Source organism: Mycobacterium sp. NGS33, assembly GCF_059812885.1.
In genome coordinates this window covers 1-23,812 of record NZ_JCALDN010000015.1, presented here as the reverse complement: position 1 = coordinate 23,812, position 23,812 = coordinate 1, and the positions used below count along the sequence as shown (strand labels likewise).

At 69.1% G+C, this 23,812-nt stretch carries 23 protein-coding genes; 13 read left to right on the top strand and 10 right to left on the bottom strand.

Translation table 11 applies throughout. From position 1 onward, the window contains the following. Positions 1 to 24 precede the first annotated feature (24 nt). From imuA' to AC5Y5B_RS19705, 3 genes are all read right to left on the bottom strand, one after another. Positions 25 to 705, bottom strand: coding sequence for a DnaE2-dependent mutagenesis accessory factor ImuA' (imuA', locus tag AC5Y5B_RS19715; protein ID WP_112635610.1), 681 nt, complete (start codon positions 703 to 705; stop codon positions 25 to 27). A 180-nt stretch (positions 706 to 885) separates the two neighbouring features. Further along, positions 886 to 2,454 carry a glutamine-hydrolyzing GMP synthase gene (gene guaA / locus AC5Y5B_RS19710; protein WP_430920213.1) on the bottom strand — a complete coding sequence of 523 codons (1,569 nt, stop codon included), beginning with the start codon at positions 2,452 to 2,454 and terminating at the stop codon, positions 886 to 888. 78 nt (positions 2,455 to 2,532) lie between these two features. Then, complete coding sequence (locus tag AC5Y5B_RS19705) at positions 2,533 to 3,174, bottom strand: winged helix-turn-helix transcriptional regulator (RefSeq protein WP_112635606.1); 642 nt, start codon at positions 3,172 to 3,174, stop codon at positions 2,533 to 2,535. A 78-nt stretch (positions 3,175 to 3,252) separates the two neighbouring features. Between AC5Y5B_RS19705 and AC5Y5B_RS19700 the strand changes: the two genes are divergently transcribed. The 6 genes from AC5Y5B_RS19700 to AC5Y5B_RS19675 all read left to right on the top strand — a co-directional run bounded on the left by AC5Y5B_RS19700 (position 3,253) and on the right by AC5Y5B_RS19675 (position 11,682). Then, the gene (locus AC5Y5B_RS19700; protein WP_500006159.1) at positions 3,253 to 4,785 is read left to right on the top strand and encodes an MFS transporter; all 1,533 of its coding nucleotides are present in this window, start codon (positions 3,253 to 3,255) and stop codon (positions 4,783 to 4,785) included. Next, positions 4,782 to 5,609 carry a methyltransferase domain-containing protein gene (locus AC5Y5B_RS19695; RefSeq protein WP_112635600.1) on the top strand — a complete coding sequence of 276 codons (828 nt, stop codon included), beginning with the start codon at positions 4,782 to 4,784 and terminating at the stop codon, positions 5,607 to 5,609. Before AC5Y5B_RS19700 ends, AC5Y5B_RS19695 begins: the two co-directional genes overlap by 4 nt. After that, positions 5,609 to 6,412: a class I SAM-dependent methyltransferase gene (locus AC5Y5B_RS19690; protein WP_500006158.1), complete on the top strand. Its 804-nt coding sequence runs from the start codon at positions 5,609 to 5,611 to the stop codon at positions 6,410 to 6,412. Before AC5Y5B_RS19695 ends, AC5Y5B_RS19690 begins: the two co-directional genes overlap by 1 nt. A 298-nt stretch (positions 6,413 to 6,710) precedes the next feature. Continuing rightward, on the top strand, positions 6,711 to 8,303 hold the full coding sequence (locus AC5Y5B_RS19685) for a PPE family protein (protein ID WP_500006157.1): 1,593 nt from the start codon (positions 6,711 to 6,713) through the stop codon (positions 8,301 to 8,303). Positions 8,304 to 8,500: 197 nt separating this feature from the next. Further along, positions 8,501 to 9,307 (top strand): beta-phosphoglucomutase family hydrolase, encoded by an 807-nt coding sequence (locus tag AC5Y5B_RS19680; RefSeq protein WP_430920168.1) that lies wholly within the window; start codon positions 8,501 to 8,503, stop codon positions 9,305 to 9,307. After that, positions 9,304 to 11,682, top strand: a complete 2,379-nt coding sequence (locus AC5Y5B_RS19675) for a glycoside hydrolase family 65 protein (protein ID WP_500006156.1) — start codon at positions 9,304 to 9,306, stop codon at positions 11,680 to 11,682. Before AC5Y5B_RS19680 ends, AC5Y5B_RS19675 begins: the two co-directional genes overlap by 4 nt. On the opposite strand, the gene AC5Y5B_RS19670 is transcribed toward AC5Y5B_RS19675, so the two are convergent. Next, positions 11,676 to 12,251 (bottom strand): TetR/AcrR family transcriptional regulator, encoded by a 576-nt coding sequence (locus AC5Y5B_RS19670; protein WP_112635398.1) that lies wholly within the window; start codon positions 12,249 to 12,251, stop codon positions 11,676 to 11,678. The two genes, AC5Y5B_RS19675 and AC5Y5B_RS19670, sit on opposite strands and share 7 nt — an antisense overlap. Positions 12,252 to 12,310: 59 nt before the next feature. Here AC5Y5B_RS19670 and AC5Y5B_RS19665 point away from each other — a divergent pair, with 59 nt between their 5' ends. Further along, positions 12,311 to 13,204 carry a TauD/TfdA dioxygenase family protein gene (locus AC5Y5B_RS19665; protein ID WP_500006155.1) on the top strand — a complete coding sequence of 298 codons (894 nt, stop codon included), beginning with the start codon at positions 12,311 to 12,313 and terminating at the stop codon, positions 13,202 to 13,204. Here the strand turns inward: AC5Y5B_RS19665 and AC5Y5B_RS19660 are convergent. The 3 genes from AC5Y5B_RS19660 to guaB are packed head-to-tail and all read right to left on the bottom strand — an operon-like array spanning position 13,201 to position 17,741. After that, positions 13,201 to 14,946: a GMC family oxidoreductase N-terminal domain-containing protein gene (locus AC5Y5B_RS19660; RefSeq protein WP_500006154.1), complete on the bottom strand. Its 1,746-nt coding sequence runs from the start codon at positions 14,944 to 14,946 to the stop codon at positions 13,201 to 13,203. The two genes, AC5Y5B_RS19665 and AC5Y5B_RS19660, sit on opposite strands and share 4 nt — an antisense overlap. Before the next feature lie 51 nt (positions 14,947 to 14,997). Then, complete coding sequence (locus AC5Y5B_RS19655; protein WP_112635395.1) at positions 14,998 to 16,137, bottom strand: GuaB3 family IMP dehydrogenase-related protein; 1,140 nt, start codon at positions 16,135 to 16,137, stop codon at positions 14,998 to 15,000. 8 nt (positions 16,138 to 16,145) lie between these two features. Then, positions 16,146 to 17,741, bottom strand: a complete 1,596-nt coding sequence (guaB, locus tag AC5Y5B_RS19650; protein WP_112635394.1) for an IMP dehydrogenase — start codon at positions 17,739 to 17,741, stop codon at positions 16,146 to 16,148. 170 nt (positions 17,742 to 17,911) lie between these two features. On the opposite strand from guaB, the gene AC5Y5B_RS19645 reads away from it, so the two are divergent. Next, a complete protein-coding gene (locus AC5Y5B_RS19645) occupies positions 17,912 to 18,325 on the top strand; it encodes a DUF5319 domain-containing protein (RefSeq protein ID WP_067101334.1) in 414 nt (137 codons plus the stop codon). A 9-nt stretch (positions 18,326 to 18,334) separates the two neighbouring features. On the opposite strand, the gene AC5Y5B_RS19640 is transcribed toward AC5Y5B_RS19645, so the two are convergent. From AC5Y5B_RS19640 to AC5Y5B_RS19630, 3 genes are all read right to left on the bottom strand, one after another. Next, a complete protein-coding gene (locus tag AC5Y5B_RS19640) occupies positions 18,335 to 19,090 on the bottom strand; it encodes an anti-sigma-D factor RsdA (RefSeq protein WP_276310859.1) in 756 nt (251 codons plus the stop codon). Continuing rightward, entirely contained in the window at positions 19,077 to 19,655 is a 579-nt protein-coding gene (locus AC5Y5B_RS19635) for a sigma-70 family RNA polymerase sigma factor (RefSeq protein ID WP_112635392.1), read from the bottom strand. Before AC5Y5B_RS19635 ends, AC5Y5B_RS19640 begins: the two co-directional genes overlap by 14 nt. Before the next feature lie 90 nt (positions 19,656 to 19,745). Further along, positions 19,746 to 20,576, bottom strand: a complete 831-nt coding sequence (locus tag AC5Y5B_RS19630; protein WP_289176460.1) for a hypothetical protein — start codon at positions 20,574 to 20,576, stop codon at positions 19,746 to 19,748. A gap of 359 nt (positions 20,577 to 20,935) precedes the next feature. Here AC5Y5B_RS19630 and AC5Y5B_RS19625 point away from each other — a divergent pair, with 359 nt between their 5' ends. The 5 genes from AC5Y5B_RS19625 to AC5Y5B_RS19605 all read left to right on the top strand — a co-directional run bounded on the left by AC5Y5B_RS19625 (position 20,936) and on the right by AC5Y5B_RS19605 (position 23,809). Beyond that, a complete protein-coding gene (locus AC5Y5B_RS19625; RefSeq protein ID WP_500006153.1) occupies positions 20,936 to 21,244 on the top strand; it encodes a WhiB family transcriptional regulator in 309 nt (102 codons plus the stop codon). Positions 21,245 to 21,385: 141 nt separating this feature from the next. Further along, positions 21,386 to 22,303 carry a Rieske (2Fe-2S) protein gene (locus AC5Y5B_RS19620; protein WP_112634815.1) on the top strand — a complete coding sequence of 306 codons (918 nt, stop codon included), beginning with the start codon at positions 21,386 to 21,388 and terminating at the stop codon, positions 22,301 to 22,303. Further along, complete coding sequence (locus AC5Y5B_RS19615; protein WP_500006152.1) at positions 22,300 to 22,785, top strand: hemerythrin domain-containing protein; 486 nt, start codon at positions 22,300 to 22,302, stop codon at positions 22,783 to 22,785. Before AC5Y5B_RS19620 ends, AC5Y5B_RS19615 begins: the two co-directional genes overlap by 4 nt. A 38-nt stretch (positions 22,786 to 22,823) precedes the next feature. Beyond that, the gene (locus tag AC5Y5B_RS19610) at positions 22,824 to 23,009 is read left to right on the top strand and encodes a hypothetical protein (RefSeq protein ID WP_112634817.1); all 186 of its coding nucleotides are present in this window, start codon (positions 22,824 to 22,826) and stop codon (positions 23,007 to 23,009) included. A 38-nt stretch (positions 23,010 to 23,047) separates the two neighbouring features. Further along, on the top strand, positions 23,048 to 23,809 hold the full coding sequence (locus AC5Y5B_RS19605) for a superoxide dismutase family protein (protein ID WP_112634818.1): 762 nt from the start codon (positions 23,048 to 23,050) through the stop codon (positions 23,807 to 23,809). Positions 23,810 to 23,812 lie beyond the last annotated feature (3 nt).

Here is a 23,812-nt window from a genome sequence, read left to right as displayed (position 1 = left end):
AACCAGAAGGGTTTACCACGGTTTTTACCCGGCTCGAGCCTGGGCCGTCACCCGTCGTCCCGCACACGTCCCGCTGACCTGCAGCCGCACCCCGCCAATGCGGCCGAATCCAGGACGGCCCTCGGCGGTGATCTCGTACCCACAGACCCGGGCGGCAAGGCGCGTCGGCGCCCCCTGCCAATCGCCGCCGGTGACCAACAGGGTGCAGCCCTTGTTCCGGGCGCGGGCCACCACCGCCCGCGCCCGGGTCGGCGGCACCCGGCGCCCGCCCAGCCCCAGGACCACCAGGTCCATGCCGTCGACGAGCACCGCGGCCACCTCCACCGGATCGGTGCCGGGATCCGGTATCACCGCGAGCCGGCTCAGATCCGCCCCCATCTCCGCGGCGGCCAGCAGCCCGATGTCCGGCTGGCCCACGATTGCGGCGTTGCCACCGGCCGCCGTGACGGCGGCCACCACGCTCAGCAACAGCGACCGGGCACCCGAGAGCACCGCGACCGTTCCCCGCGGCACCGGCGCGGGCAGCAGGTCGGCCAGCCACGGCGGGAGGGCCAGCTGCGACTCCGAGTCCGGCAGCAGATCGTCGGCGGGCGCGGCGGCGGGCCCGGCCTTCCTCCCGGTGATGCTCGCCATCCGCCGGCGAAGCGATTCCAGCTGCTCAGCGCGGGTTTCCTGGCGGTGGCTGGAGGCAAAAGCCGCGGTCATGACAGCCTCCTACACCACGTTCGGGGAAGTGCGTTCGAATGTATGTTCGATACATTTCGAAGTAAACACCCCCCTCCGACAACCGTCAAGCGACGCAAGGGGCAGCGTTATGCGATCGGTACTGGTGTGGCTGATGGGTGCCATGTGGCCGCATTTTCGCGGGCGACTAGGCCGGGCCGCCTACTCCCATTCGATGGTGCCGGGCGGTTTGCTGGTGATGTCCAGCACCACGCGGTTGACCTCGGCCACCTCGTTGGTGATCCGGGTCGAGATACGCTCCAGCACCTCGTAGGGCGCCCGGGTCCAGTCCGCGGTCATGGCGTCCTCGCTGGACACCGGGCGCAGCACGATCGGGTGCCCGTAGGTGCGACCGTCGCCCTGCACCCCGACCGAGCGGACGTCGCCCAGCAGCACCACCGGGCACTGCCAGATCAGGGCGTCCAGGCCGGCCGCGGTGAGTTCCTCGCGGGCGATCGAGTCCGCACGCCGCAGCGTGTCCAACCGGGCAGCGGTGACCTCCCCGACGATCCGGATCCCCAGGCCCGGACCCGGAAAGGGTTGGCGCGCAACGATTTCCTCCGGCAGTCCCAGCTCGCGGCCAACCGCGCGCACCTCGTCCTTGAACAGCAGCCGCAGCGGCTCGACGAGCGTGAACTTCAGGTCGTCGGGCAGGCCGCCGACGTTGTGGTGGCTCTTGATGTTCGCGGTCCCGCTGCCGCCGCCCGATTCCACCACGTCCGGATACAGCGTGCCCTGCACCAGGAACTCCACGTCAGAATCGTTGTCCCCCACGATATCCCGCACCGCACCCTCGAAGGCCCGGATGAACTGGCGGCCGATGATCTTGCGCTTGCCTTCGGGATTGGTCACGCCCGCGAGTGCGGAGAGGAAGGTGTCGGCCGCGTCGACGGTGACCAGGTTGGCCCCGGTGGCGGCGACGAAGTCGCGCTGGACCTGCGCGCGCTCGCCGGCGCGCAGCAGGCCGTGGTCGACGAACACACAGGTCAACCGGTCCCCGATGGCGCGCTGGACCAGCGCGGCCGCCACCGCGGAATCCACCCCGCCCGACAGACCGCAGATCGCCCGGCCGTCACCGATCTGGGCGCGCACCTGCTCGATCAGCACCTCGGCGATGTTGGCGGCCGTCCAGTCCGCGCCGAGACCGGCGAAGTCGTGCAGGAATCGGCTGAGCACCTGCTGCCCGTGCGGGCTGTGCATGACTTCCGGGTGGTATTGCACGCCGGCCAGGCGGCGGGCCCGGTTTTCGAAGCCGGCCACCGAAGCGCCGGAGCTGCTGGCCACCACCTCGAACCCGTCCGGTGCGGCCGTGACCGCGTCACCGTGGCTCATCCACACCGGTTGCACACTCGGTAGACCCGAATGCAGTTCGCCGCCAAGGACTTTCAGTTCGGTGCGACCGTATTCGCTGGTGCCGGTGTGGGCGACTGTCCCGCCCAGCGCCTGCGCCATCGCCTGAAAGCCATAACAGATGCCGAACACCGGCACCCCGAGATCGAACAGCGCCGGGTCGAGCTGGGGCGCGCCGTCGGCATAGACGCTGGCCGGGCCGCCCGAGAGCACCAGCGCCAGCGGGTCGCGGGCCTTGATGTCCTCGACCGTGGCGGTGTGCGGGATGACCTCGGAGAACACCCGCGCCTCGCGGACGCGCCGGGCGATCAACTGCGCGTACTGCGCGCCGAAGTCCACGACCAGCACCGGTCGAGCCGGCGCTCCGGACACCTCGGAGATCTCGAGTTCAGGGCTTTCAGTGGGGTCGGCCACGCACGAGAGTCTAGTGGCTGGCCGCGTCGTCTCCGCCCGCAAGGCCTACAGCGCAAACGCGGTGCGCAGTGCGCGGATGGCAGCGGCGTCGCCGTCGAACTCGATTCGCCGCAGGGCGGCGTTGCGCTTGGCTTCGTCGGCCCCGAGCCGGGCGGTGACGAGATCCGCCGCGGCCGCCGTGAAGGTCACCGCGGGCTCCCCACGAGCCGCGCCCAGGCGGCCCTGTGTGACGGCGAATTCGAAACGGCGGCCGTCGATCTCGACGCGGTAAGTCGCCTCCAGGTCCCTCGCGGCGCCGGAGTTGAAGCCGAGCAGTATCCCGGCCAGAAAACCGTTGAGCGGCGATACCGGCCCATCGCCGATCGGGTCCAGGTGGTCCACGCCGAACCACGCGAGGCCCTGCAGGATGGGAAGCACCCGCTGCCAACCCAGGTCGCTGAGCGTGTAGACGGTGCGGCCGATCGGGGCCGGCAGGTCGGCCCGCTCGATGAGCCCGGCCTCCCGCAGCTCCTTGAGCCTCTCGGCAAGCAGATTGGTCGCGATGCCGGGCAGTTCGGCCCGCAGGTCGCCGTAGCGACGGGCCCCGCCGACGAGTTCGCGCAGGATCAGCAGCGTCCACCGCTCGCCCAGCACATCGAGGCCGCGCGCGATCGGGCAGTTCTGGTTGTAGTTCCTGCGCGACGCCACCAGGCCACCCTACCTGGGTTAGACATTTTTTCAACCTCTTACTTGATTACTTTGTCTATTGGATTTACTGTCTTGTCCATGCGCACTGAGCCGACGTTTCGCAATCACCCCGTTGCCGCGCTCTCCGTCATCTGCCTTGGCGTCTTCGTCATCAGCGTCGACGCCACCATCGTCAACGTCGCGCTGCCCACGTTGTCGCGTGAACTCGGTGCGGACACCGCACAACTGCAATGGATCGTCGATGCCTACACCCTCGTGATGTCCGGACTGCTCCTCTCGGCGGGCAGCCTGTCCGACCGCTACGGCAGGCGAGGCTGGCTCAACTTCGGGCTCACACTGTTCGCGATCACTTCTGCGATTGCCGCACAGATGAATTCGGCCGACGCGTTGATCGCGGCGCGCGCGGCCATGGGTGTGGGCGCGGCGGTGATCTTCCCGACCACGCTGGGCCTGATCACCAACATCTTCACCGACCCGATACCGCGTGCCAAGGCGATCGGACTATGGGCGGCGATGGTCGGCGTCGGAGTCGCCGTCGGGCCGATCAGCGGCGGATGGTTGCTCGAACACTTCTGGTGGGGCTCGATATTCATGGTGAACATTCCGATCGCGGCCTTGGCCATCGTCGGCGCCAGGCTGTTCGTTCCCACCTCGCGTGACCCCGCGGCGCCGCGCGTTGACGTCCCCGGCCTCATCCTGTCCGCGACCGGAGTCACGATGCTGGTCTACACAGTCATCGAGGCGCCCACCTGGGGGTGGACTGACGGGCGGACCGTCGCCGGATTCGCCCTCGCCGCAACCTTTCTAGCGACCTTTGCGCGCTGGGAACAGCGCAGTACCCATCCGATGCTGGACGTCACGGTGTTTTTCAACCCCCGATTCTCCGGCGGCAGCCTGGCGGTGACCGCAGGGTTTCTCACCCTGTTCGGATTCATCTTCGTCATCACCCAGTACTTCCAATTCATCAAGGACTACACCGCGTTTCAGGCCGGCGTGCGCCTGTTACCGGTGGCCGTCTCGATCGCGCTGGCCAGCATCCTGGGGCCCCGGCTGGTCGAACGCGTCGGCACCACCGCCGTCGTCGCCGCCGGTCTTGCCGTATTCGCGGCCGGCCTGGCCTGGGCGTCCACCGCCGACGCCGCCACGCCGTACATCCAGATCGCCATGCAGATGCTGTTGCTCGGTGGCGGCCTCGGCCTGACGTTTTCGCCGGCTACGGAGGCCATCATGGGATCGCTGCCGGTCGACAAGGCCGGCGTGGGTTCGGCCGTCAACGACACGACACGCGAACTGGGCGGTACCCTCGGCGTCGCCATCGCGGGCAGCATCTTCGCATCGGTGTACTCGGGACACCTCGGGGTTTCCGCACTGACGGGATTGCCCGCCGACGCGATGCGCCACTCGATGGCACTGGCGCACACAGTGATTCAGAGTCTCCCCCCACAGCAAGCCGACCATGTGCGCGCCGCCGTTGACCGCGCGTTTCTGGACGGGATGCGGGTGAGCTCGCTGGTGTGCGCGGGCATCGCGCTCGGCGCGGCGATCGTCGTCGGCTGGCTTCTCCCAGCAAGGGAGCCGGCGCTTCTACAGGAAAGGACGGGAACGCGATGAGCACCGCACCACAAGGCAGCACCTACGTCTTGGGCCATGCCGACGCAGAGGTGCGGCGGCTCCTCCTGCAAGGACGGCTGTACGACCACTACACGGAGAACGCGCTGCGACTCGCCGGGCTGCGGCCGGGCATGCGGGTGCTCGATATCGGGTCCGGGCCCGGCGATGTGTCGTTTGTCGCCGCGCGGCTGGTCGGTCCGACGGGGACGGTTCTGGGCGTCGACGCCGCACCCGCGATGGTCGAGCTTGCCCGCGCCCGCGCCCACGAAAAGGGCTTGTCCACAGTGCGTTTCACCTTGAACGCGGTCGACACGATTGTCCTGGATGAACCGGTGGATGCCGTGATCGGCCGATTGATCCTGATGCATTTGCCGGACCCCGCCGCGACATTGCGGCGCCTCAGTTCCTACGTGCGCCCCGGTGGCGTGATCGCGTTCTCGGAGAACGACATCACCGGTGCGCACGGCGTGCCGGATACGCCGCTGTTCCATCGGGTGACGGGTGGGATCGTTCGCGCCTTCGAGGCCATGGGGCTCAGCCCGCGGTTCGGCACCACGCTGCACACGCTCTTCGCCGACGCCGGCCTGGGCGCGCCTCGATTGACCCTCGGCACGCCGGTCGGCACGGCCGCCGACGCCGACATCCTGGCCTACCTCGCAGAAGTGTGGCGGCTGGTCTCCCCTATCGCCGAACAAGGGGGCTTCGCCATCGACGAGCTCGCCGACATCGACGAGTTCGTGCCGCGATTCCGCGAAGAGGCACGGGCGGCCGACGCCCTCATCGCGATGCCTCCCCTCATTACCGCGTGGGCTCAGGTGCAGTAATGAACGACACCATCCAAACCCAGTACTCGACGGGCCTGGCGCGCAACAACGTCGAACGGGCACTCGTCTCCGCCGGCAAGGACCTCGACCGCCTGACCCCCGCCGACCTGGCCCTGCTGGAGGACTTCCACACCATGGGCCGTATCGCGACCGCCCAGCTGGCGGACCTTGCGGGGATCACGAGTGAGAGCGAGGTCCTAGACGCCGGCAGCGGTGTCGGCGGCACCGCCCGCTACGTCGCCGATCGCTACGGCCCGCGGGTGACCGCCGTGGACCTCACCGGCGAGTACTGCGAGACGAACCGCTGGCTCAACGGGCTTGTTGGGCTCGAGGACCGGATATCGGTTCGCCAAGCGGACGTCACCGCGCTGCCCTTCGACGACGCGACTTTCAACGTCGTCTTCAGCCAGCACGTGCAGATGAACGTGGCCGATAAGGCGCGCCTGTACTCCGAGGCGCGACGAGTGCTGAAGAAAGGCGGTCGACTTGCCCTGTGGGACATCACGATTGGAGACCGCGGCGAACTCGACTACCCCTTGCCGTGGGCCGATCACGCGGCACGCAGCCACCTGGTCACCCCCGCTGAGCTGCGTGCCGGCGTCGAATCGGCCGGCTTCGCCGTCGTGGCGTGGAGCGACCTCACCGACCAGGCGGCCGAGCTCATGCGGGCGATTCTGGCCCAGCCCGCCGGCCCGCTGGGCCTGCACGCCTTTGTCACCGACTTCGCCCGCAAAGCCGAAAACCTCACACAGGCCCTGGCCGACGGGCGCCTCCGCGCCATCCAGGCCGTATTGGAAGCGTGAATGACGCGCACCGCGCCCCTCGGGCGCGATCACGTCGTCGGGCAGCTCCGTGTCAACACATCCCGCGGCGGCCGATCGCGGCGACCCGATTCCCCACGAGAAATCCAGGATCCGGTCTGGGCGGTGAGGCACTTTATGTCTTTGGTATGAGATCCGCCCGCCCGTATTGATAACGATATTCATTTGCATTTACCTTCTCGGTGATTCTGTAAAGCTCGCCCAGCCCAGGAGTTGCCGTGATGACGTTGCCCTCCGCGATCAGGCCGCTGATCGTTGACCGCATCGGAGGCGTCCGACGATGACCTCGCCGATATGGATGGCTTCCCCGCCGGAGGTGCACTCGACGTTGCTGAGCAGCGGTCCCGGCCCGGCCTCGCTGTTCGCCGCGGCCGCGGCATGGAGCGCGATGGGTGCCGAATACGCCTCGGCGGCAGAAGAACTCAGCGGGCTGCTGGCCTCGACGCAGGCCGGGGCGTGGCATGGCTGGAGCGCCGAATCCTACGTCACCGCGCACGCCCCGTATCTGGCGTGGCTGACGCAGGCCAGCGCGCGCAGCGCCGCGGCGGCCGCACAGCACGAGACGGTGGGCACCGCCTATACCGCCGCGCTGGCGGCGATGCCGACCCTGCCCGAGCTCGCCACCAACCACGTCGTCCACGGCGCCCTGGTCGCGACGAATTTCTTTGGCATCAACACCATTCCAATCGCGGTCAACGAGGCCGACTATGCGCGGATGTGGGTCCAGGCCGCCGCCACGATGGGCACCTATCAGGCCGTCTCCGGGGCGGCCGTGGCGGCCACACCGCACGCCGACCCGGCGCCGCCGATCCTGAAATCCGACGCCACCGTGCAACACGAGCACGAGGAAGACGACGACCACCACGACCATGAGCACGGGTTCGACAGCCCGCTCAATCAGTTCATCGCCCAGATCCTGCGCCTCTTCGGACTCGATTGGGATCCGGTCGAGGGGACACTCAACGGCTTGCCCTACGAGGCCTATAACAATCCCGCAGACCTGCTCTGGTGGGTGGTCCGGGCCCTCGAACTGTTTTCGGATTTTCAACAGTTCGGGGCCCTACTGCAGGAAAATCCGGCGGCGGCGTTCGAGTTCATCACCGACCTCGTGCTGCTCGACTGGCCCACTCACCTGGGTCAGCTCGCCAGTTGGCTCCCGGCCCAGCCCCAGTTGCTGTTGGTGCCCATGCTCGTCGCCGTGGCGCCTTTCGGGGCGCTGAGCGGCTTTGCGGACCTGGCCGGGCTTGGGCCCTCGGCCAGTGCGGTCCCGATGCCGCCGGCCCCGGCGGCCGCGGCGCCGCCCAGCCTGCCGGCCGCCCTCGGCACCGCGCCGATCACCGCACCCGCCGCGGCCCCCGCTTCGGCGCCCGCCCCCGCGCCTGCGACCACGGCCAGCGCGGTGGCCAACCCGGCGCCGGCCGCCCCACCGGCCTCGGGCGGGATCCCGTTCGGACCTCCGTATGCCCTCGCGCCGCCCGGTATCGGTTTTGGTTCGGGCATGAGTGCGGGCGCTGCCGCCGGTGCGAAAAGGAAGTCCCCTGAGCCCGATTCGGCCGCGGCCGTCGCCGCGGCGGCGGAGCGGCAGGCGGCGCGGGCCAGGCGGCGCCTGCGGACGCGGCAGCGCGATCACGGCGACGAGTTCTTGGAGATGAACGTCGACGTCGATCCGGACTGGGGCGAGCCGGCGACGACGGCGTCGGACAGCGACGCCGGAAGCCTGGGCTTCGCCGGTACGGCACGCAAGGCAACGGTTGCCGCGGCGGGGCTGACCACCCTGTCCGGTAATGAATTCGGGGCCGGGCCCAGCATGCCGATGATGCCGGGCACCTGGGCACCGCAGGACACCGCGCAGACACACGACGGCGAGACTTGAGGTACAAGTCAAAGTTAAATCCGTTGCAGCGCAATGGGATAACCAAGCATCCCGGCGGGAATCGGCCGGGGCCGTGGATGCGGCGCCGCCCCCAACCCCAATCACCGTCTTCGCTCGTGGCGGCATGTTGGCCGGCGGGACATGCCGGCGTTGCGGCCAGCGCAAGACCCGATACGGCTGCGAGGGGATTGCCCGGCATGGTGGAGTGGGTATCGCATACCCAGTCCGTCAAGACCAGAGAGCGAGGTCCGCCGTTGAGCTCAGCGTTGGGTCTGCCGGAGGAGGTGCGTGCCTGTCTGTTCGACCTCGACGGCGTGCTCACCGACACCGCCAGTGTGCACACCAAGGCCTGGAAGGCCATGTTCGACGCCTACCTGTCCGACCGGGCCAAGCGCACCGGTGAGGAATTCGTCCCCTTCGACGAAGCCGCCGACTACCGCGAGTACGTGGACGGCAAGAAGCGCGAGGACGGCGTGCGGTCCTTCCTGGAAAGCCGCGACATCCAGCTGCCCGACGGCAGCCCCGACGACCCGGACGACGCCGAGACGGTCTACGGCCTGGGCAACCGCAAGAACGACATGTTCCAGAAGGTCCTGAAGGAGGACGGCGTCAAGGTGTTCGACGGGTCCCGCCGCTATCTCGAGGCGGTGTCGGCCGCGGGCCTGGGCATCGCGGTGGTGTCGTCGAGCGCCAACACCCGCGACGTCCTCGAGGTGACCGGCCTGGACCGGTTCGTGCAGCAGCGGGTGGACGGCATCACCCTGCGCGACGAACACATCGCCGGCAAGCCCGCCCCCGATTCCTACCTGCGCGGGGCGCAGCTGCTCGACGTCGACGCCGGGGCGGCCGCGGTGTTCGAGGACGCGTTGTCCGGCGTGGAAGCCGGCCGGGCCGGTAACTTCGGTTTCGTGGTGGGCGTCGACCGGGTGGGCCAGGCCGAGGAACTGCGCCGCAACGGCGCCGACGTGGTGGTCACCGACCTCGCCGAGCTGCTGCGCTCATGATCACCGACGAATCGTTCCCCGTTGACCCCTGGCACGTGCGCGAGACCCAGCTCGACCTCAACCTGCTGGCCCAGTCCGAATCGTTGTTCACCCTGTCCAACGGGCACATCGGGCTGCGCGGCAACCTCGACGAGGGCGAGCCCTACGGTCTGCCGGGCACCTACCTGAACTCCTTCTACGAGATCCGGCCGCTGCCCTACGCCGAGGCCGGTTACGGCTACCCCGAAGCCGGCCAGACGCTGGTCGACGTCACCAACGGAAAGATCATCCGGCTGCTGGTCGAGGACGAGCCGTTCGACGTCCGCTACGGCGAAGTGCTGTGCCACGAACGGGATCTGGACCTGCGCGCCGGGACGCTGACCCGCAGCGCGCACTGGCGCTCGCCGGCCGGCAAAGAGGTCAAGCTGGTCTCCACCCGGCTGGTGTCGCTGGCCCAGCGCGGCGTCGCCGCCATCGAATACGTCGTCGAGGCGATCGGCGAGTTCGTCCGCGTGACGGTGCAGTCGGAACTGGTCACCAACGAGGACCAGCCGGAGACCTCCGGTGACCCCCGGGTGTCGGCCATCCTGGAGAACCCGCTCGAAGAGGTGGCCCACGAATACACCGACACCGGAGCGGTTCTCATGCACCGCACGCGCAGCAGCGCGCTGATGATGGCCGCGGGCATGGATCACGAGGTCGACGTTCCGGGGCGCGTCGAGGTCAGCACCGACGCGCGCGCCGACCTGGCCCGCACCACCGTGATCTGCGGGCTGCGCGAGGGGCAGAAGCTGCGCATCGTCAAGTACCTGGCGTACGGATGGTCGAGCATGCGCTCGCGCCCGGCGCTGCGCGACCAGGTCGCCGCCGCGCTGCACAGCGCCCGCTACACCGGCTGGGAGGGCCTCCTGGACGCGCAGCGCGAATATCTGGACAACTTCTGGGACTGCGCCGACGTCGAGGTCGAGGGTGACCCCGAATCCCAGCAGGCCGTGCGCTTCGGGCTCTTCCACCTGCTGCAGGCCAGCGCCCGCGCCGAACGCCGCGCCATCGCCGCCAAGGGACTCACCGGAACCGGCTACGACGGCCACGCCTTCTGGGACACCGAGGGGTACGTGCTGCCGGTGCTCAGCTACACCGCGCCGCACACGGTGGCCGACGCGCTGCGCTGGCGCGCCTCCACCCTGGACCTGGCCAGGGAGCGGGCCGCCGAACTGGGATTGGAGGGCGCCGCGTTCCCCTGGCGGACCATCCGCGGGCAGGAGTGTTCGGCCTACTGGCCGGCCGGCACCGCGGCCTGGCACATCAACGCCGACATCGCGATGGCCTTCGAGCGCTACCGCATCGTCACCGGAGACGACGACCTGGAAGCCGATTGCGGGCTCGAGGTGCTGGTCGAGACCGCCCGGCTGTGGCTCTCGCTCGGCCACCACGACCGGCACGGCGTCTGGCACCTCGACGGCGTCACCGGCCCCGACGAGTACACGGCGATCGTGCGCGACAACGTCTTCACCAACCTGATGGCCGCGCACAATCTGCGCGTGGCCGCCGACGCCTGCAACCGCCACCCCGACGCGGCCAAGGCGCTGGGGGTCACCAACGAGGAGACGGCGGCGTGGCGCGATGCGGCCGGTGCCGTCAACATTCCGTACGACGAGGGGTTGGGCGTCCACCAGCAGTGCGAGGGGTTCACCACCTTTGCCGAGTGGGACTTCAAGGAGAACCACTCCTACCCGTTGCTGCTGCACGACCCGTACGTGCGGCTGTATCCGGCGCAGGTGATCAAGCAGGCCGACCTGGTGCTGGCGATGCATTGGCAAAGCCACGCGTTCACGCCCGAGCAGAAGGCGCGCAACGTCGACTACTACGAACCGCGCATGGTGCGCGACTCGTCGCTGTCGGCGTGCACGCAGGCGGTGATGTGCGCCGAGGTCGGGCATTTGGAGCTCGCACACGACTACGCCTACGAGGCCGCCCTGATCGATCTGCGCGATCTGCACCACAACACCCGCGACGGTCTGCACATGGCCTCATTGGCCGGCGCCTGGACGGCGCTGGTGTCCGGCTTCGGCGGCCTGCGCGACGACGAGGGCGTCCTGTCGCTGGATCCTCAACTGCCCGATGGCATTTCGCGGCTACGGTTCCGGCTGCGGTGGCGCGATTTCCGGGTCACGGTCGACGTCAACCACGACGATGTCACCTACGCGCTGCGCGACGGGCCCGGCGGTGAGCTGACCATCCGGCACGCCGGCGAGGACCTCGAGCTGAGCACCGAATCCGCGACGACGGTCGCGGTGCGCCCGCGCAAGCCGCAAATGCCCCCGCCGCAGCAGCCGGCGGGCCGCGAACCGCTGCATCGGCGGTCCCTGATCGCCGAATCGGTGCGGGCTCAGTGAGTCTCGGTCGGCCCGAGGATCCGTTGCACCTCGGCGCCGGCCGCCTGGCGTATTTCCTCGTCGGTCAACTCTTCAATCCCGGTGGCCGAGCGCAGGATCGGGGCGAACAGACGCCAACCGAACTGCAGCGCAAGGGCGTTGGCGACCGCGAGCCGGGCTTTGACGTCGTCGTCGTAGAGCGGGCGCACCCCGTCGAGCAGCGTCGCGATGTTGGGAAAGCGCTTCTGTAGCTGGCCGGCCGGATAGCCGTCGAGCACGGTGCGGGCCATCACCCGCATTTGGCGATCCAGGGAACTCTCCAGCACGGCCGCCGGGGCATCGGTGCCCAGCAGCGTGCTCAGGTTGGCGCCCAGGTGATCGAGCACGGCGCCGACCAGCTGCTCCTTGGTGCCGAAGTGGCGGAACACCAGTCCGTGGTTGACGTTGGACCGCGCGGCGATGTCGCGAATGGACGTTGCGGCCGGACCGCGCTCGGCGAACAGCTCGGTGGCGGCCTCCAGGATCGCCGCGGCCACCTCCGCGCGCCCGGTGGGCATTTTCCCGCGGCCTGTTGCCGAAGTTGTAGTCATGTGACTACACTACCAATGTAGTCAGTTGACTACGCCCGTTTTGACTCAAGGAAACGACAATGACAGGTCAGATAACCGTCACCAAGCTGGGCAGTCGCATCGGCGCGCGGGTGGACGGGGTTCGCCTCGGCGGCGGCCTCGACCAGGACGCGGTCGACACGATCCGCCGGGCGCTGTTGACCCACAAGGTGATCTTCTTCCGTCACCAGCACCACCTCGACGACTCCGGGCAGCTCGCGTTCGCCGGCCTGCTGGGCACGCCCATCGGCCATCCGGCCGCTGCGGCCCTGGCCGCCAAGCACCTCCCGGTGATCACCCCGATCGACTCGGAGTACGGCAAGGCCAACCGCTGGCACACCGACGTGACATTCGCGGCCAACTACCCGTCGGCGTCGATCCTGCGTGCGGTCACGCTGCCGGCCTACGGCGGCTCGACGCTGTGGGCCTCGACCGTGGCGGCCTACCAGCAGCTGCCCGAACCGCTCAAATGTCTGGTGGAAAACCTCTGGGCGCTGCACACCAACCGCTACGACTACGTGAGCGTCGACGCCATGAGCGAGGGCCAGCGGGCGTTTCGGCAGGCCTTCGAAAAGCCGGACTTCCGCACCGAGCATCCCGTGGTGCGGGTGCACCCCGAGACCGGCGAACGCACCCTGGTTGCCGGCGATTTCGTACGCGGCTTCGTCGGCCTGGACAACCACGAGTCCAGCGCCCTACTGGAACTGCTGCAGCGGCGAATCACCATGCCGGAGAACACCATTCGCTGGAGCTGGGCGCCCGGCGACGTCGCCATGTGGGACAACCGCGCCACGCAGCACCGGGCCGTCGACGACTACGACGACAAGCCCCGGCTGATGCACCGCATCACCCTGATGGGCGACGTGCCGGTCAGCGTGCGCGGGGAGCGCAGCCGGGTCGTCAGCGGCGCGCCGCTGCAGGTGCTGGCGAGCTAACTGGCGTCGGCGGTGGAGTTTATGTGGTTGCTCGGCAACCAGCGCAGCGCACCGGGCGCCTCGGCCGGCACCACGGGCGCCTTGGGCGGGATCGGCTCCAGCCGGCGATACGGCTCACCCTGTGACGGGCGCTGGTCGTTCTCGCCGTTGTTCGGCCACAGCGAGGCGGCCCGCTCGGCCTGGGCGGTGATTGACAACGAGGGGTTGACGCCCAGGTTCGCCGAGATGGCCGCGCCGTCCACCACGAACAGCGTCGGGTAGCCGTAGACCCGGTGGTAGGGGTCGATCACGCCGTGCTCGGCGCTGTCGCCGATCACGGCGCCGCCGAGGAAGTGCGCGGTCAGCGGGATGTTGAACAGCTCGCCCCAGGTGCCCCCGGCCACGGCGTCGATCTTGTCGGCGATGCGCCGGGTGACCTGGTTCCCGACCGGGATCCACGTCGGGTTGGGCTCGCCGTGCCCCTGTTTGCTGGTGTACCAGCGGATGCCGAGCTTGCCGCGCTTGGTGTAGGTGGTGATCGAGTTGTCCAGGTGCTGCATCACCAGGGCGATCAGCGTGCGTTCGCTCCACTGACGGGTGTTGAGCAGCCGCATCATGCGGCGCGGATCCTCCCGCGCCTGGTCCAACAGCTGCTTCCAGCGCGGCACGTCGGTGCCCTCGGGACCGGCCCCGTCGGTCATCAGCGTCTGCAGCAACCCCATCGCGTTGGAGCCCTTGCCGTAGCGCACCGGCTCGATGTGGGTGTCCGGCGTCGGATGGATCGACGACGTGATCGCCACCCCGTGCGTCAGGTCGAGGTTCGGGTCGACCTCGAGCTTCCCGGCGCCGACGATGGACTCGGAATTGGTGCGGGTCAGCATGCCCAGCCGGTTCGAGAGCCGGGGCAGCAGACCCTGATCGCGCATGTTGAACAGCAGGTGCTGGGTGCCCCAGGTGCCGGCGGCCAGGATCACATGCTTCGCCGTGTAGGTGCGACGGTCGCGGCGCAGCCAACTGCCGGTGCGCACGGTGCGGACCTCCCACAGTCCATCGGGACGCTGCTGGAAGCGCTTGACCGTGGTCATCGGAATCACCTGCGCCCCAGCAGATTCCGCGAGGGCGAGGTAGTTCTTCAGCAGGGTGTTCTTGGCGCCGTAACGGCAACCGGTCATGCAGCAACCACATTCCAGGCAGCCGGTGCGCTCGGGACCCGCGCCACCGAAGTACGGGTCGGGCACGGTCTTGCCCGGGGCTTTGGTGCCGTCGGGGCCGAAGAACACGCCGACCGGCGTCGGGACGAACGTGTCGCCACAGCCCATCTCGTCGGCGACCTCCTTGACCACCCTGTCGGCGTCGGTGAACGTCGGGTTCTCCACCACGCCGAGCATCCGCTTGGCCTGTTCGTAGTGCGGCATCAGCTCGTCGCGCCAGTCGGTGATGTGCTTCCACTGCGGGTCGTTGAAGAACGGCTCCGGCGGCACATAGAGGGTGTTGGCGTAGTTCAGCGAGCCACCGCCCACGCCGGCGCCCGCCAGGATCAGCACGTTCTTCAGCGGGTGAATGCGCTGAATCCCGTAGCACCCCAGCCTCGGCGCCCACAAAAACTTGCGCAGCTCCCAGGACGTCTCGGCGAAATCCTCGTCGGCATACCGGCGCCCGGCCTCCAATACGCCGACCCGGTAGCCCTTTTCGGTCAGCCGCAACGCGCTGACGCTGCCCCCGAAACCCGAACCGATGATCAGGACGTCGTAATCCGGCTTCATCGCACCAGTATGGCCGTACCCGCGGGTAACAAGCCAGCGGCCCGCGCCGGGCTAGCTACCGACGGTCAGGCCGACCTTCTGGAACTCCTTGAGGTCGCAATAGCCGGCCTTGGCCATCGACCGGCGCAGGCCGCCGACCAGGTTGAGGCTGCCGAACGGGTCGTCGGACGGCCCGTTGAGCACCTGCTGCAGCGGCGGGCGCTCCCCGACGGCGATCTGCAGCAACGCCCCGCGCGGCAGCGATGGGTGCGCCGCGGCGGCCGGCCAGAACCAGCCCTCGCCGAGCGCCTCGGCGGACTCGGCCAGCGGGGTGCCCAGCACCACGGCGTCGGCGCCGCAGGCGATGGCCTTCGCCAGCTCGCCGGAGGTGTGGATGTCGCCGTCGGCCAGCACGTGCACGTAGCGGCCGCCGGTCTCGTCGAGGTATTCGCGCCGCGCGGCGGCGGCGTCGGCAATCGCGGTGGCCATCGGCACGCTGATGCCCAGCACCTCGTCGCTGGTGGTCACTCCCCTGGTCGCGCCGTAGCCGACGATGACGCCGGCGGCGCCGGTGCGCATCAGGTGCAGGGCGGTGCGGTGGTCCTGCACGCCACCGGCGACCACCGGCACGTCGAGCTCGGAGATGAAGGTCTTGAGGTTCAGCGGTTCGCCGGCCCCTTCCCGATCCTGGGCCACTCTTTCGGCCGAGACGATGGTGCCCTGGATGACCAGCAGGTCGATCCCGGCGGCCACCAGCACCGGCGTCAGCGCCTGGGCGTTCTGCGGGCTGACCCGCACCGCGGTGGTGACCCCGGCCTCCCGGATCCGGGCCACCGCGGAGCCCAGCAGGTCCGGGTTCAGCGGGGCCGCATGGAACTCCTGCAGCAGCCGGATGGCCGCCGAGGGCTCGGGCTCCTTGCTGGCGGCCTCGACGAGCTGGGCGATCTTGGCCTCGACGTCCGCGTGGCGCCCGATCAGTCCCTCGCCGTTGAGCACGCCCAGGCCGCCGAGCTTGCCGAGCTCGATCGCGAACTCCGGCGACACCAGCGCGTCGGTCGGATGCGCGAGCACCGGAATCTCGAACCGGTAGGCGTCCAGCTGCCAGGCGGTCGACACGTCCTGCGAGGAGCGGGTGCGCCGGGAGGCCACGATGCTGACTTCGCTCAGTTCATAGCTGCGACGGGCGACGCGGCCCATCCCGATCTCGACCATCTCCGGCCCTAGCGTGCGTAGTAGTTGGGGGCTTCGACCGTCATGGCGACGTCGTGCGGGTGGCTCTCCCGCAGTCCGGCCGCGGTGATCCGGACGAACTGCGCCTGCTGCAACGCCTCGATGCTCGGCGCGCCGGTGTAGCCCATCGCGGCGCGCAGGCCGCCGGTCAGCTGGTGGATCACCGAGGACAGCGGGCCGCGGAAGGGCACCCGGCCCTCGATGCCCTCCGGCACGAGCTTGTCTTCGGACAGCGCGTCGTCGGCGAAGTAGCGGTCCTTGGAGTACGACTTGCCGCCGGTCGAACCGCGGCCGGCCATGGCGCCCAGCGACCCCATCCCCCGGTAGCTCTTGAACTGCTTGCCGTTGACGAAGATCAGCTCGCCCGGGGCCTCGGCGGTGCCCGCCAGCAACGAGCCCAGCATGGCCGTCGACGCGCCGGCGGCCAGCGCCTTGGCGATGTCGCCGGAGTACTGCAGGCCGCCGTCGGCGATCACCGGCACGCCCGCCGGGCCGCACGCCGCGACCGCCTCCAGGATCGCCGTGATCTGTGGCGCGCCGACTCCGGCCACCACCCGCGTGGTGCAGATCGATCCCGGTCCCACGCCCACCTTCACCGCGTCGGCGCCGGCGGCGACCAGGGCCGCGGCCGCCGACCGGGTGGCGACGTTGCCGCCGATCACCTCGACCTTCTCGCCCACCTCGGCCTTGAGCTTGCCGACCATGTCGAGCACCAGCCGGTTGTGCGCGTGCGCGGTGTCCACGATCAGCACGTCCACCCCGGCGTCGACCAGCATCATCGCGCGGACCCAGGCGTCGCCGCCGACGCCGACGGCGGCGCCGACCAGTAGCCTGCCGTCGCTGTCCTTGGTGGCCAGCGGGTGTTGTTCGGTCTTGACGAAGTCCTTGACGGTGATCAGCCCGGTCAGCCGGCCGTGGCCGTCGACGATGGGCAGCTTCTCGATCTTGTGTCGGCGCAGCAGCCCCAGGGCCGCGTCGGCGGACACACCCTCCTGGGCGGTGATCAGCGGGGCCTTGGTCATCACCTCGGCGACCTTCTTGGTCTGGTCGACCTCGAAGCGCATGTCGCGGTTGGTGATGATGCCGACGAGCGCGCCCGACTCGTCGACCACCGGCAGCCCGGAGATGCGGAACCGCGCGCACATCGCGTCGACCTGGGCCAGGGTGTTGTCCGGGCGGCAGGTGACCGGGTCGGTGACCATGCCGGCCTCCGAGCGTTTGACCATCTCGACCTGCCCGGCCTGTTCGGCGACCGGCAGGTTGCGGTGCAGCACTCCCATGCCGCCGGCCCGGGCCATCGCGATGGCCATCCGCGATTCGGTGACCGTGTCCATCGCCGAGCTCACCAGCGGCACCTTGAGCCTGATCTTCTTGGTGAGCTGGCTGGACGTGTCCGCGGTGGCGGGCACCACGTCGGACGCCGCGGGCAGCAGCAAGACGTCGTCGAACGTCAGCCCGAGCATGGCGATCTTGTGGGGGTTGTCGCCCCCGGTGGGCACCGGGTCGTCGACTAGGCCACCCACCCGCACATACGCACTGCCGACGAGGTCAGAGCTGTCTTCCAGGTGGGACGTGCCACGGGTCATCTGCGCCCTCCATACGATGCGGCGTGAGAGACCCATCCTATCGGCTCGCCTGCTCGTGTCGTCCGCTTGCTCGGGCGCGCCGCGCGCACCAAACGGCGCGGCCGAACCATCCGGCACGGCGGGTAGCTGCCTGCTGGCGTTATCCGGGGCGGGCTGCGTAGGCTAGAGGCGTGCGCGACCACCTCCCACCGGGTTTGCCGCCCGACCCTTTCGCCGACGACCCCTGTGATCCGTCGGCCGCATTGGAAGCCGTCGAGCCAGGCCAGCCCCTGGATTCCCAAGAGCGAATGGCCGTCGAGGCCGACCTCGCCGACCTGGCCGTGTACGAAGCGCTGCTGGCGCACAAGGGTATTCGCGGCCTGGTGGTCTGCTGCGACGAATGTCAGCAGGATCACTACCACGATTGGGACATGCTGCGGGCCAACCTGCTGCAGCTGCTGATCGACGGCACCGTGCGTCCGCACGAGCCCGCCTACGACCCCGAGCCGGACGCCTACGTCACGTGGGATTACTGCCGCGGGTACGCCGACGCGTCGCTCAACGAGGCGACCTCGGACGCCGACGGTTTCCACCGCAGGCACTGAGCTAGCGGCTCACTGATTCGCAGGCAGCGGCGCCACCGGAGGTGGCGTGTGGCCGTGATGGTGATGCTTACCCACTGATGGGCTCGGCGTCGGACTCGGCGCGACCGCCGGCGGCGTGAGCGGTGCGGGCGGCGCCGCGGGGATCGCGGAGGCCGGCCCGGCCGGTGCCGCGGGGGGCGAGGCCACCGGGAGCGTCGCGTTCGGGTCGCGCGCATCGACCTTGGCGTTCAACAGCTTCAGCTGGTTGGTCAGCTCCTGTTTGCTGGCCGGGTCGTCAATCGACTGCACCAGGCTGCTCACCTCGGTCAGCTGATTCTTGGCCTGGTCCCACTGGCCGCGGTCGATCGATTCCTGCACCTTCGCCAGGTCGGCCTTGGCGGCCAGCATCTCCTGCTTTTCGTGGACCTGGGGCTGGTCGAAGAACATCGCGTGCAGCCCGTACAGGGTTCCGCCGGGCCGCGCCTCGACCACCATGGCTCCGAAGCCGCTGAGCACCATCAGCGCCGCGGCCACCGATCCGACGACGGTCAGGCCGCGATGGCCGCGCCGCTGTTCGGCCAAGCCGGTACGCAACGCGTTGACGGCCTCTTCGGGCGTCACCAGCGCGCTGGCCGGCGGCCACCGCAGGTTGTCGCGCCAGTCCTCCAGCAGGGTGGTGAGCACGTCGGCGTCGGGATCCTCGACGTCGACCGGCCGGCGCTGGGCGAGCGCATCGAGCATCAGGTCGGTGCGGGCGAATTCATCCAGGGAGTCAGGCACAGTCACCTGCCGCAATCATCTCGGACTTCAGCCGCGACAGCGCGCGGTGCTGGGCAACTCGGACCGCCCCGGTGGTGCTGCCGACGGCGGCTGCCGTCTCCTCGGCGGACAGGCCGACGACGACGCGCAGGATCAGGATCTCGCGTTGCTTGGCGGGCAGGATCTCGAGCAATTCGCTCATCCGGCTCACCGAATCCGCTTCGATCGCAAGCTGTTCGGGTCCCGCATCGTTCGACCAGCGATCGGGGATCGATTCGGTGGGATAGGCGAGATCGCGTCCGGCAGCGCGGTGCGCATCGGCGACCTTGTGGGCCGCGATGCCGTACAGGAAGGCCAGGAATGGACGCCCGCGATCGCGATAGCGCGGCAGCGCCGTGATAGTCGCCAAGCACACCTCCTGTGCCACGTCATCCGCTGACAGGCCACCCCGATCGACCGTGCCGACACGCGCTCGGCAATATCGCACGACGATCGGACGAATGGTCTCCAGCACCTCCCTCAATGCGTTGTGGTCTCCGGTCACGGCCTTGGCGACCACAGCGTCGAGACGTTCCCCTGCTGGAATTGTCATCGACGGTGATATCTCCAACGTTACGAAGCGGACACATCGCGGGCCAACCGGGCTAACTAACGAAATGACAATAACGGTCGGAAGGCCGTTTCAAGCGGAACGCCACGTCCCACCGGCGCGCCGCACCTGGCCTGCGCAGACATCGCGTATTTCGTGCAGCTGATGTGCCGGAAATGTGACACTTTCGATGTCGATCAGCAAGCAGGCCAACGCCCAACGAAGCGGCAGCAGCCCTAGCCTGCCCGCGGTCGCCAGCGCGGCGTCCGCGACCGCGCGGGCCCGCCCGAGGTCGCCCGCGCAGCACAGCGCGGCGGCCAGCACCACGTCGCTTTTGACCCGGTGGCGCGGCGAGGCGACGGTCATGGCCGCCGCGAGCTCCACGCCTTCGCGGGCGTGACGGACGGCGGCGTCGCCGTCGCCGCGGGCCATCGCCAGCTCGGCGGCCACCCAGCGCCGGCGCACCGGCAGCCGATCGGGCAGCGGCGCTTCGGAATTCGTCGACGCGAGCAGCGGATCGGTGCGCGCCAGCAGTGTCGCCGCGGCGGCGAAGCGCCCGACGCCCAACGCGTCGGCGGCCAGCCCGACCAGGGCGTCGACGCACCCCTCGGGGTCGCCGCCGGCCAGCGCGAGGGCGCGTCCGTCCCAGCCCCGCGCCACGCTGTGCCAACCGAGCTGACGCAGGAACGAGGCCTGGGTGCTCAGCCCCAACGACGCCAGGCGGCCGGTCGGCGCGGTGCGCCGCAGCACCGCGAGGTCGCGGTAGGCGGCGCCATAGCGACCCTGTCCCCCGGCCGCCACGGCGCGCAGCCACAACTGGTCCGGGGTCGTCGCCGACGGCAGCGGCCAGTCGGCGGGGCGGTCCCCGAAGGCGGCGTCGGCCAGCCGCCGCCCAATCAAGGAAGTGTGACGAGTTTCAATCACAATGATGTAGTAAACAGTTTGTGGTCTTCATGTTACCGAACCGTTAATCACTATAGCCCATGGATAAATTCGCCTTATCCCGCTCCCGCGCGCTGAGCTGGGCAATCTCGTTTCGGCCAACCGCCTGGTAGCACGGCATAGGTTTCGCATTTTCAATCGAGATGAACGCAAAGTTAATTCCGCTCTAACGCGCACATACTTTGTCGGGCTAAGTGGCTATTGACGGAAATTCACCGTCGCCCCTAACGTCTACGCATGACGGGTAGTCATCGGGGACTCCACTCCACTTAATTTAAGTTGCACCCAACCGCTTTCACGAACCTGACCTCGAGCGGGCGGTGCAGAGAGGGAACGAACCAATGCCACAGCCGGAGCAGCTACCTGGACCCAACGCCGACATCTGGAATTGGCAACTGCAGGGCTTATGCCGCGGCGTTGACTCGGCGATGTTCTTCCACCCCGATGGTGAGCGTGGCCGGGCCCGCATGCAACGCGAGCAGCGCGCGAAAGAAATGTGCCGGCAGTGCCCGGTGATCCAGGAGTGCCGCTCGCACGCCCTCGAAGTCGGTGAGCCCTACGGGGTTTGGGGCGGGCTGTCCGAGTCCGAGCGCGACCTGCTGCTCAAGGGCGACATCGGCCGCGGGCGCACCATCCGCCGTTCGGCCTAGTCCCCCATTCGCCCGCGGTTGAACGATCCCCGGGGCCAACCCGTGTCCTAGTCATGGACCGGGCCGGTTTGGTCGCGTCCTAGTCGACGCGGCGTCGAGCCCGTTGCGTCACGCCGGCTCTCGCCTACACCGGAGGACGCCATGGCGAAACGGTGGCAGCATTTCGACGATCGGATCCGCACGGCCGGGGTCAGCGTTCGGACGACTTTGGGCCGGCAAACGTGGCTGGATCGGCCCGGCTACCGGCTCGAGCACGCGCTCACCTTCGCGTTCGCCGCCATGGGCCGCAACCGCGATCGAATCAGCAACGCGCTGCACGGCACCTGGCTCGGCCATCCGCTGCACCCCGCACTCACCTCGGTGCCGACCGGCGCGGTGGCGACGACGCTCGTCATGGACGCGGCCGGCCTGCTGCCCGGCAGCCCCGCCGGACTGCGGGACGGGTCCCGCTTCGCGTTGGGTGTCGCGCTCGCGGGCAGCGTCGGCGCCGCCGCGACCGGCGTGACGGACTGGCAGCACACCCACGAGCAGTCGCGCCGGATCGGCCTCGTGCATGGCGCGCTGAACGCGCTCGCCACCGGACTGTATGCGGCGTCGTACCGGGACCGGCGCCGCGGCCGGCACCGTCGCGCGATGGCGAGCAGCGCGCTGGGCTACGGCCTCACCCTGGGCAGCGGCTATCTCGGCGGAGCCTTGGTATTCGGCGCGGGCCTCGGCGTGGACCGGTCCGGCGACCGGTTGGGCGGCGACCGCTGGCTGCCGGTGCTGCCGGCGGCCGCGCTGGACGGCCAACCGCAGCGCGTCGCGGTCAACGGCGTCGGCGTGGTGCTGTATCGGGACGACGGCCAGGTGATCGCGGTCGGCGAGCACTGCCCGCACCTCGGCGCGCCGATGAGCGACGGGTGGATCGACCGCGGCCGAATCGTATGCCCCTGGCACGGTTCCCGATTCGCGTGCGGGTCGGGCGATGTGCTGCGCGGACCGGCTACGGCGGCGCTGCCGCATTACCCGGCGCGGATTCGCGACGGGCTCGTCGAGGTGCGCGGGGTGGCGAAATGAACGCCTACGAGGTGCTTTTCGAGCACCACCGGGTCCTGCGCGGTCTGTGCGCGAAGATCACCGAGATGCCGGCGGATACCGACGAGCGGCAGGACGCGCTCGATGAACTGCTGATCGAGCTGGACATCCACATGCGCATCGAGGACGACCTGTTCTACCCGGCCGTATCGGAGGCCAGCACATTGGTTGCCATCGCCCATGCCGAGCACCGACAGGTGTGGGACCAACTGGCGGTGCTGCTGCGCACGTCGCCCACGGCGCCCGAATACGCCGACGAGTGGCGGTCGTTCGTCACGGTCCTGGACGCCCACGCCAGCGAAGAAGAGCGCGACTTATGTCCGGCCCCAATAGATTTGAGTGAGGACATGCTCGACGCGCTGGGCAACCGGATGGTCGAACGCATCACCCGGCTGCATCGATCCCCCATCAACAGGTTCCGCGTTCGCAGCCGCAAGGCCCTGCTGAGCTCGCTGGGCCGGTAGGCTTGGTCACCGGGGACGCCGAACGGAGGGGAACGCAGATGGCCGACACCGTGTCAGATCGCGCTATTAACAACGTCTTTGAGGCGGTGAACACGACGGCGACGCATCTCGGGCGGATCGTGGGGCTGGTCGCCGGCGCGGCGGGTCGGGCCGCGCACGAGGTGGTCGACCTGGTGTGGGACTACCGCGACCTGGCCAACGAGGTGCGCAAGCCCGCCGAGTAGGCCGTTTCGTCGCGGGCCAATGTGGGTAGGCACCGCAAATGAACAAGGCCGCATGCTTTGCGGTCGCGGCGCTGACCGCGACCGTGGCGCCGCTAGCCGCATGCTCAAACCAGCAAGGCAGCCAGCCCAGCACCTCGACCAGCTCGACCCCGGGAGCGGAGCGGCTGACCACCCAGCTGAAGACCGCCGACGGCAGTCCGGTCGCCAACGCCACCTTCGAATTCGCCAACGGCTATGCGACGGTGACCGTGGAAGCCGGTCCCAACCAGGTACTCAGCCCCGGTTTCCACGGCCTGCAAATCCATGCGGTGGGCAAATGTGAGGCCAATTCGGCTGCGCCGAACGGCGGCTCGAGCGGGGACTTCGACTCCGCCGGAAGCGTTTACCAGGCGGCCAACCACACGAGCTACCCCGCCAGCGGCGACCTGACCGCCTTGCAGGTGCGCTCGGACGGCTCGGCGAAACTGGTCACCACCAGCAACGCGTTCACCTCCGCCGACCTGAGAAACAGCGCGGGTACCGCGCTGATCATCCACCAGACCGCGGATAATCTGGGCACCACCGCCCCCACCGCCGACTCGGGCAAGCGGCTGGCCTGCGGGGTGATCGCGGCGTCGGCGGCGACCACGACCTCGTCGACCACCAGCGTCACGACCAGCACCACCACCACCGTCGTGCCGCCGGCGTCCACCAGCACGAGCACCAGCACCGTCACGGTCACCAGCAGCACCCCGACCCTCACGACATCCATGCCGACCACCACGGTGACGACGCCGCCCACCTATCCGCCCGGGCGCTGACGC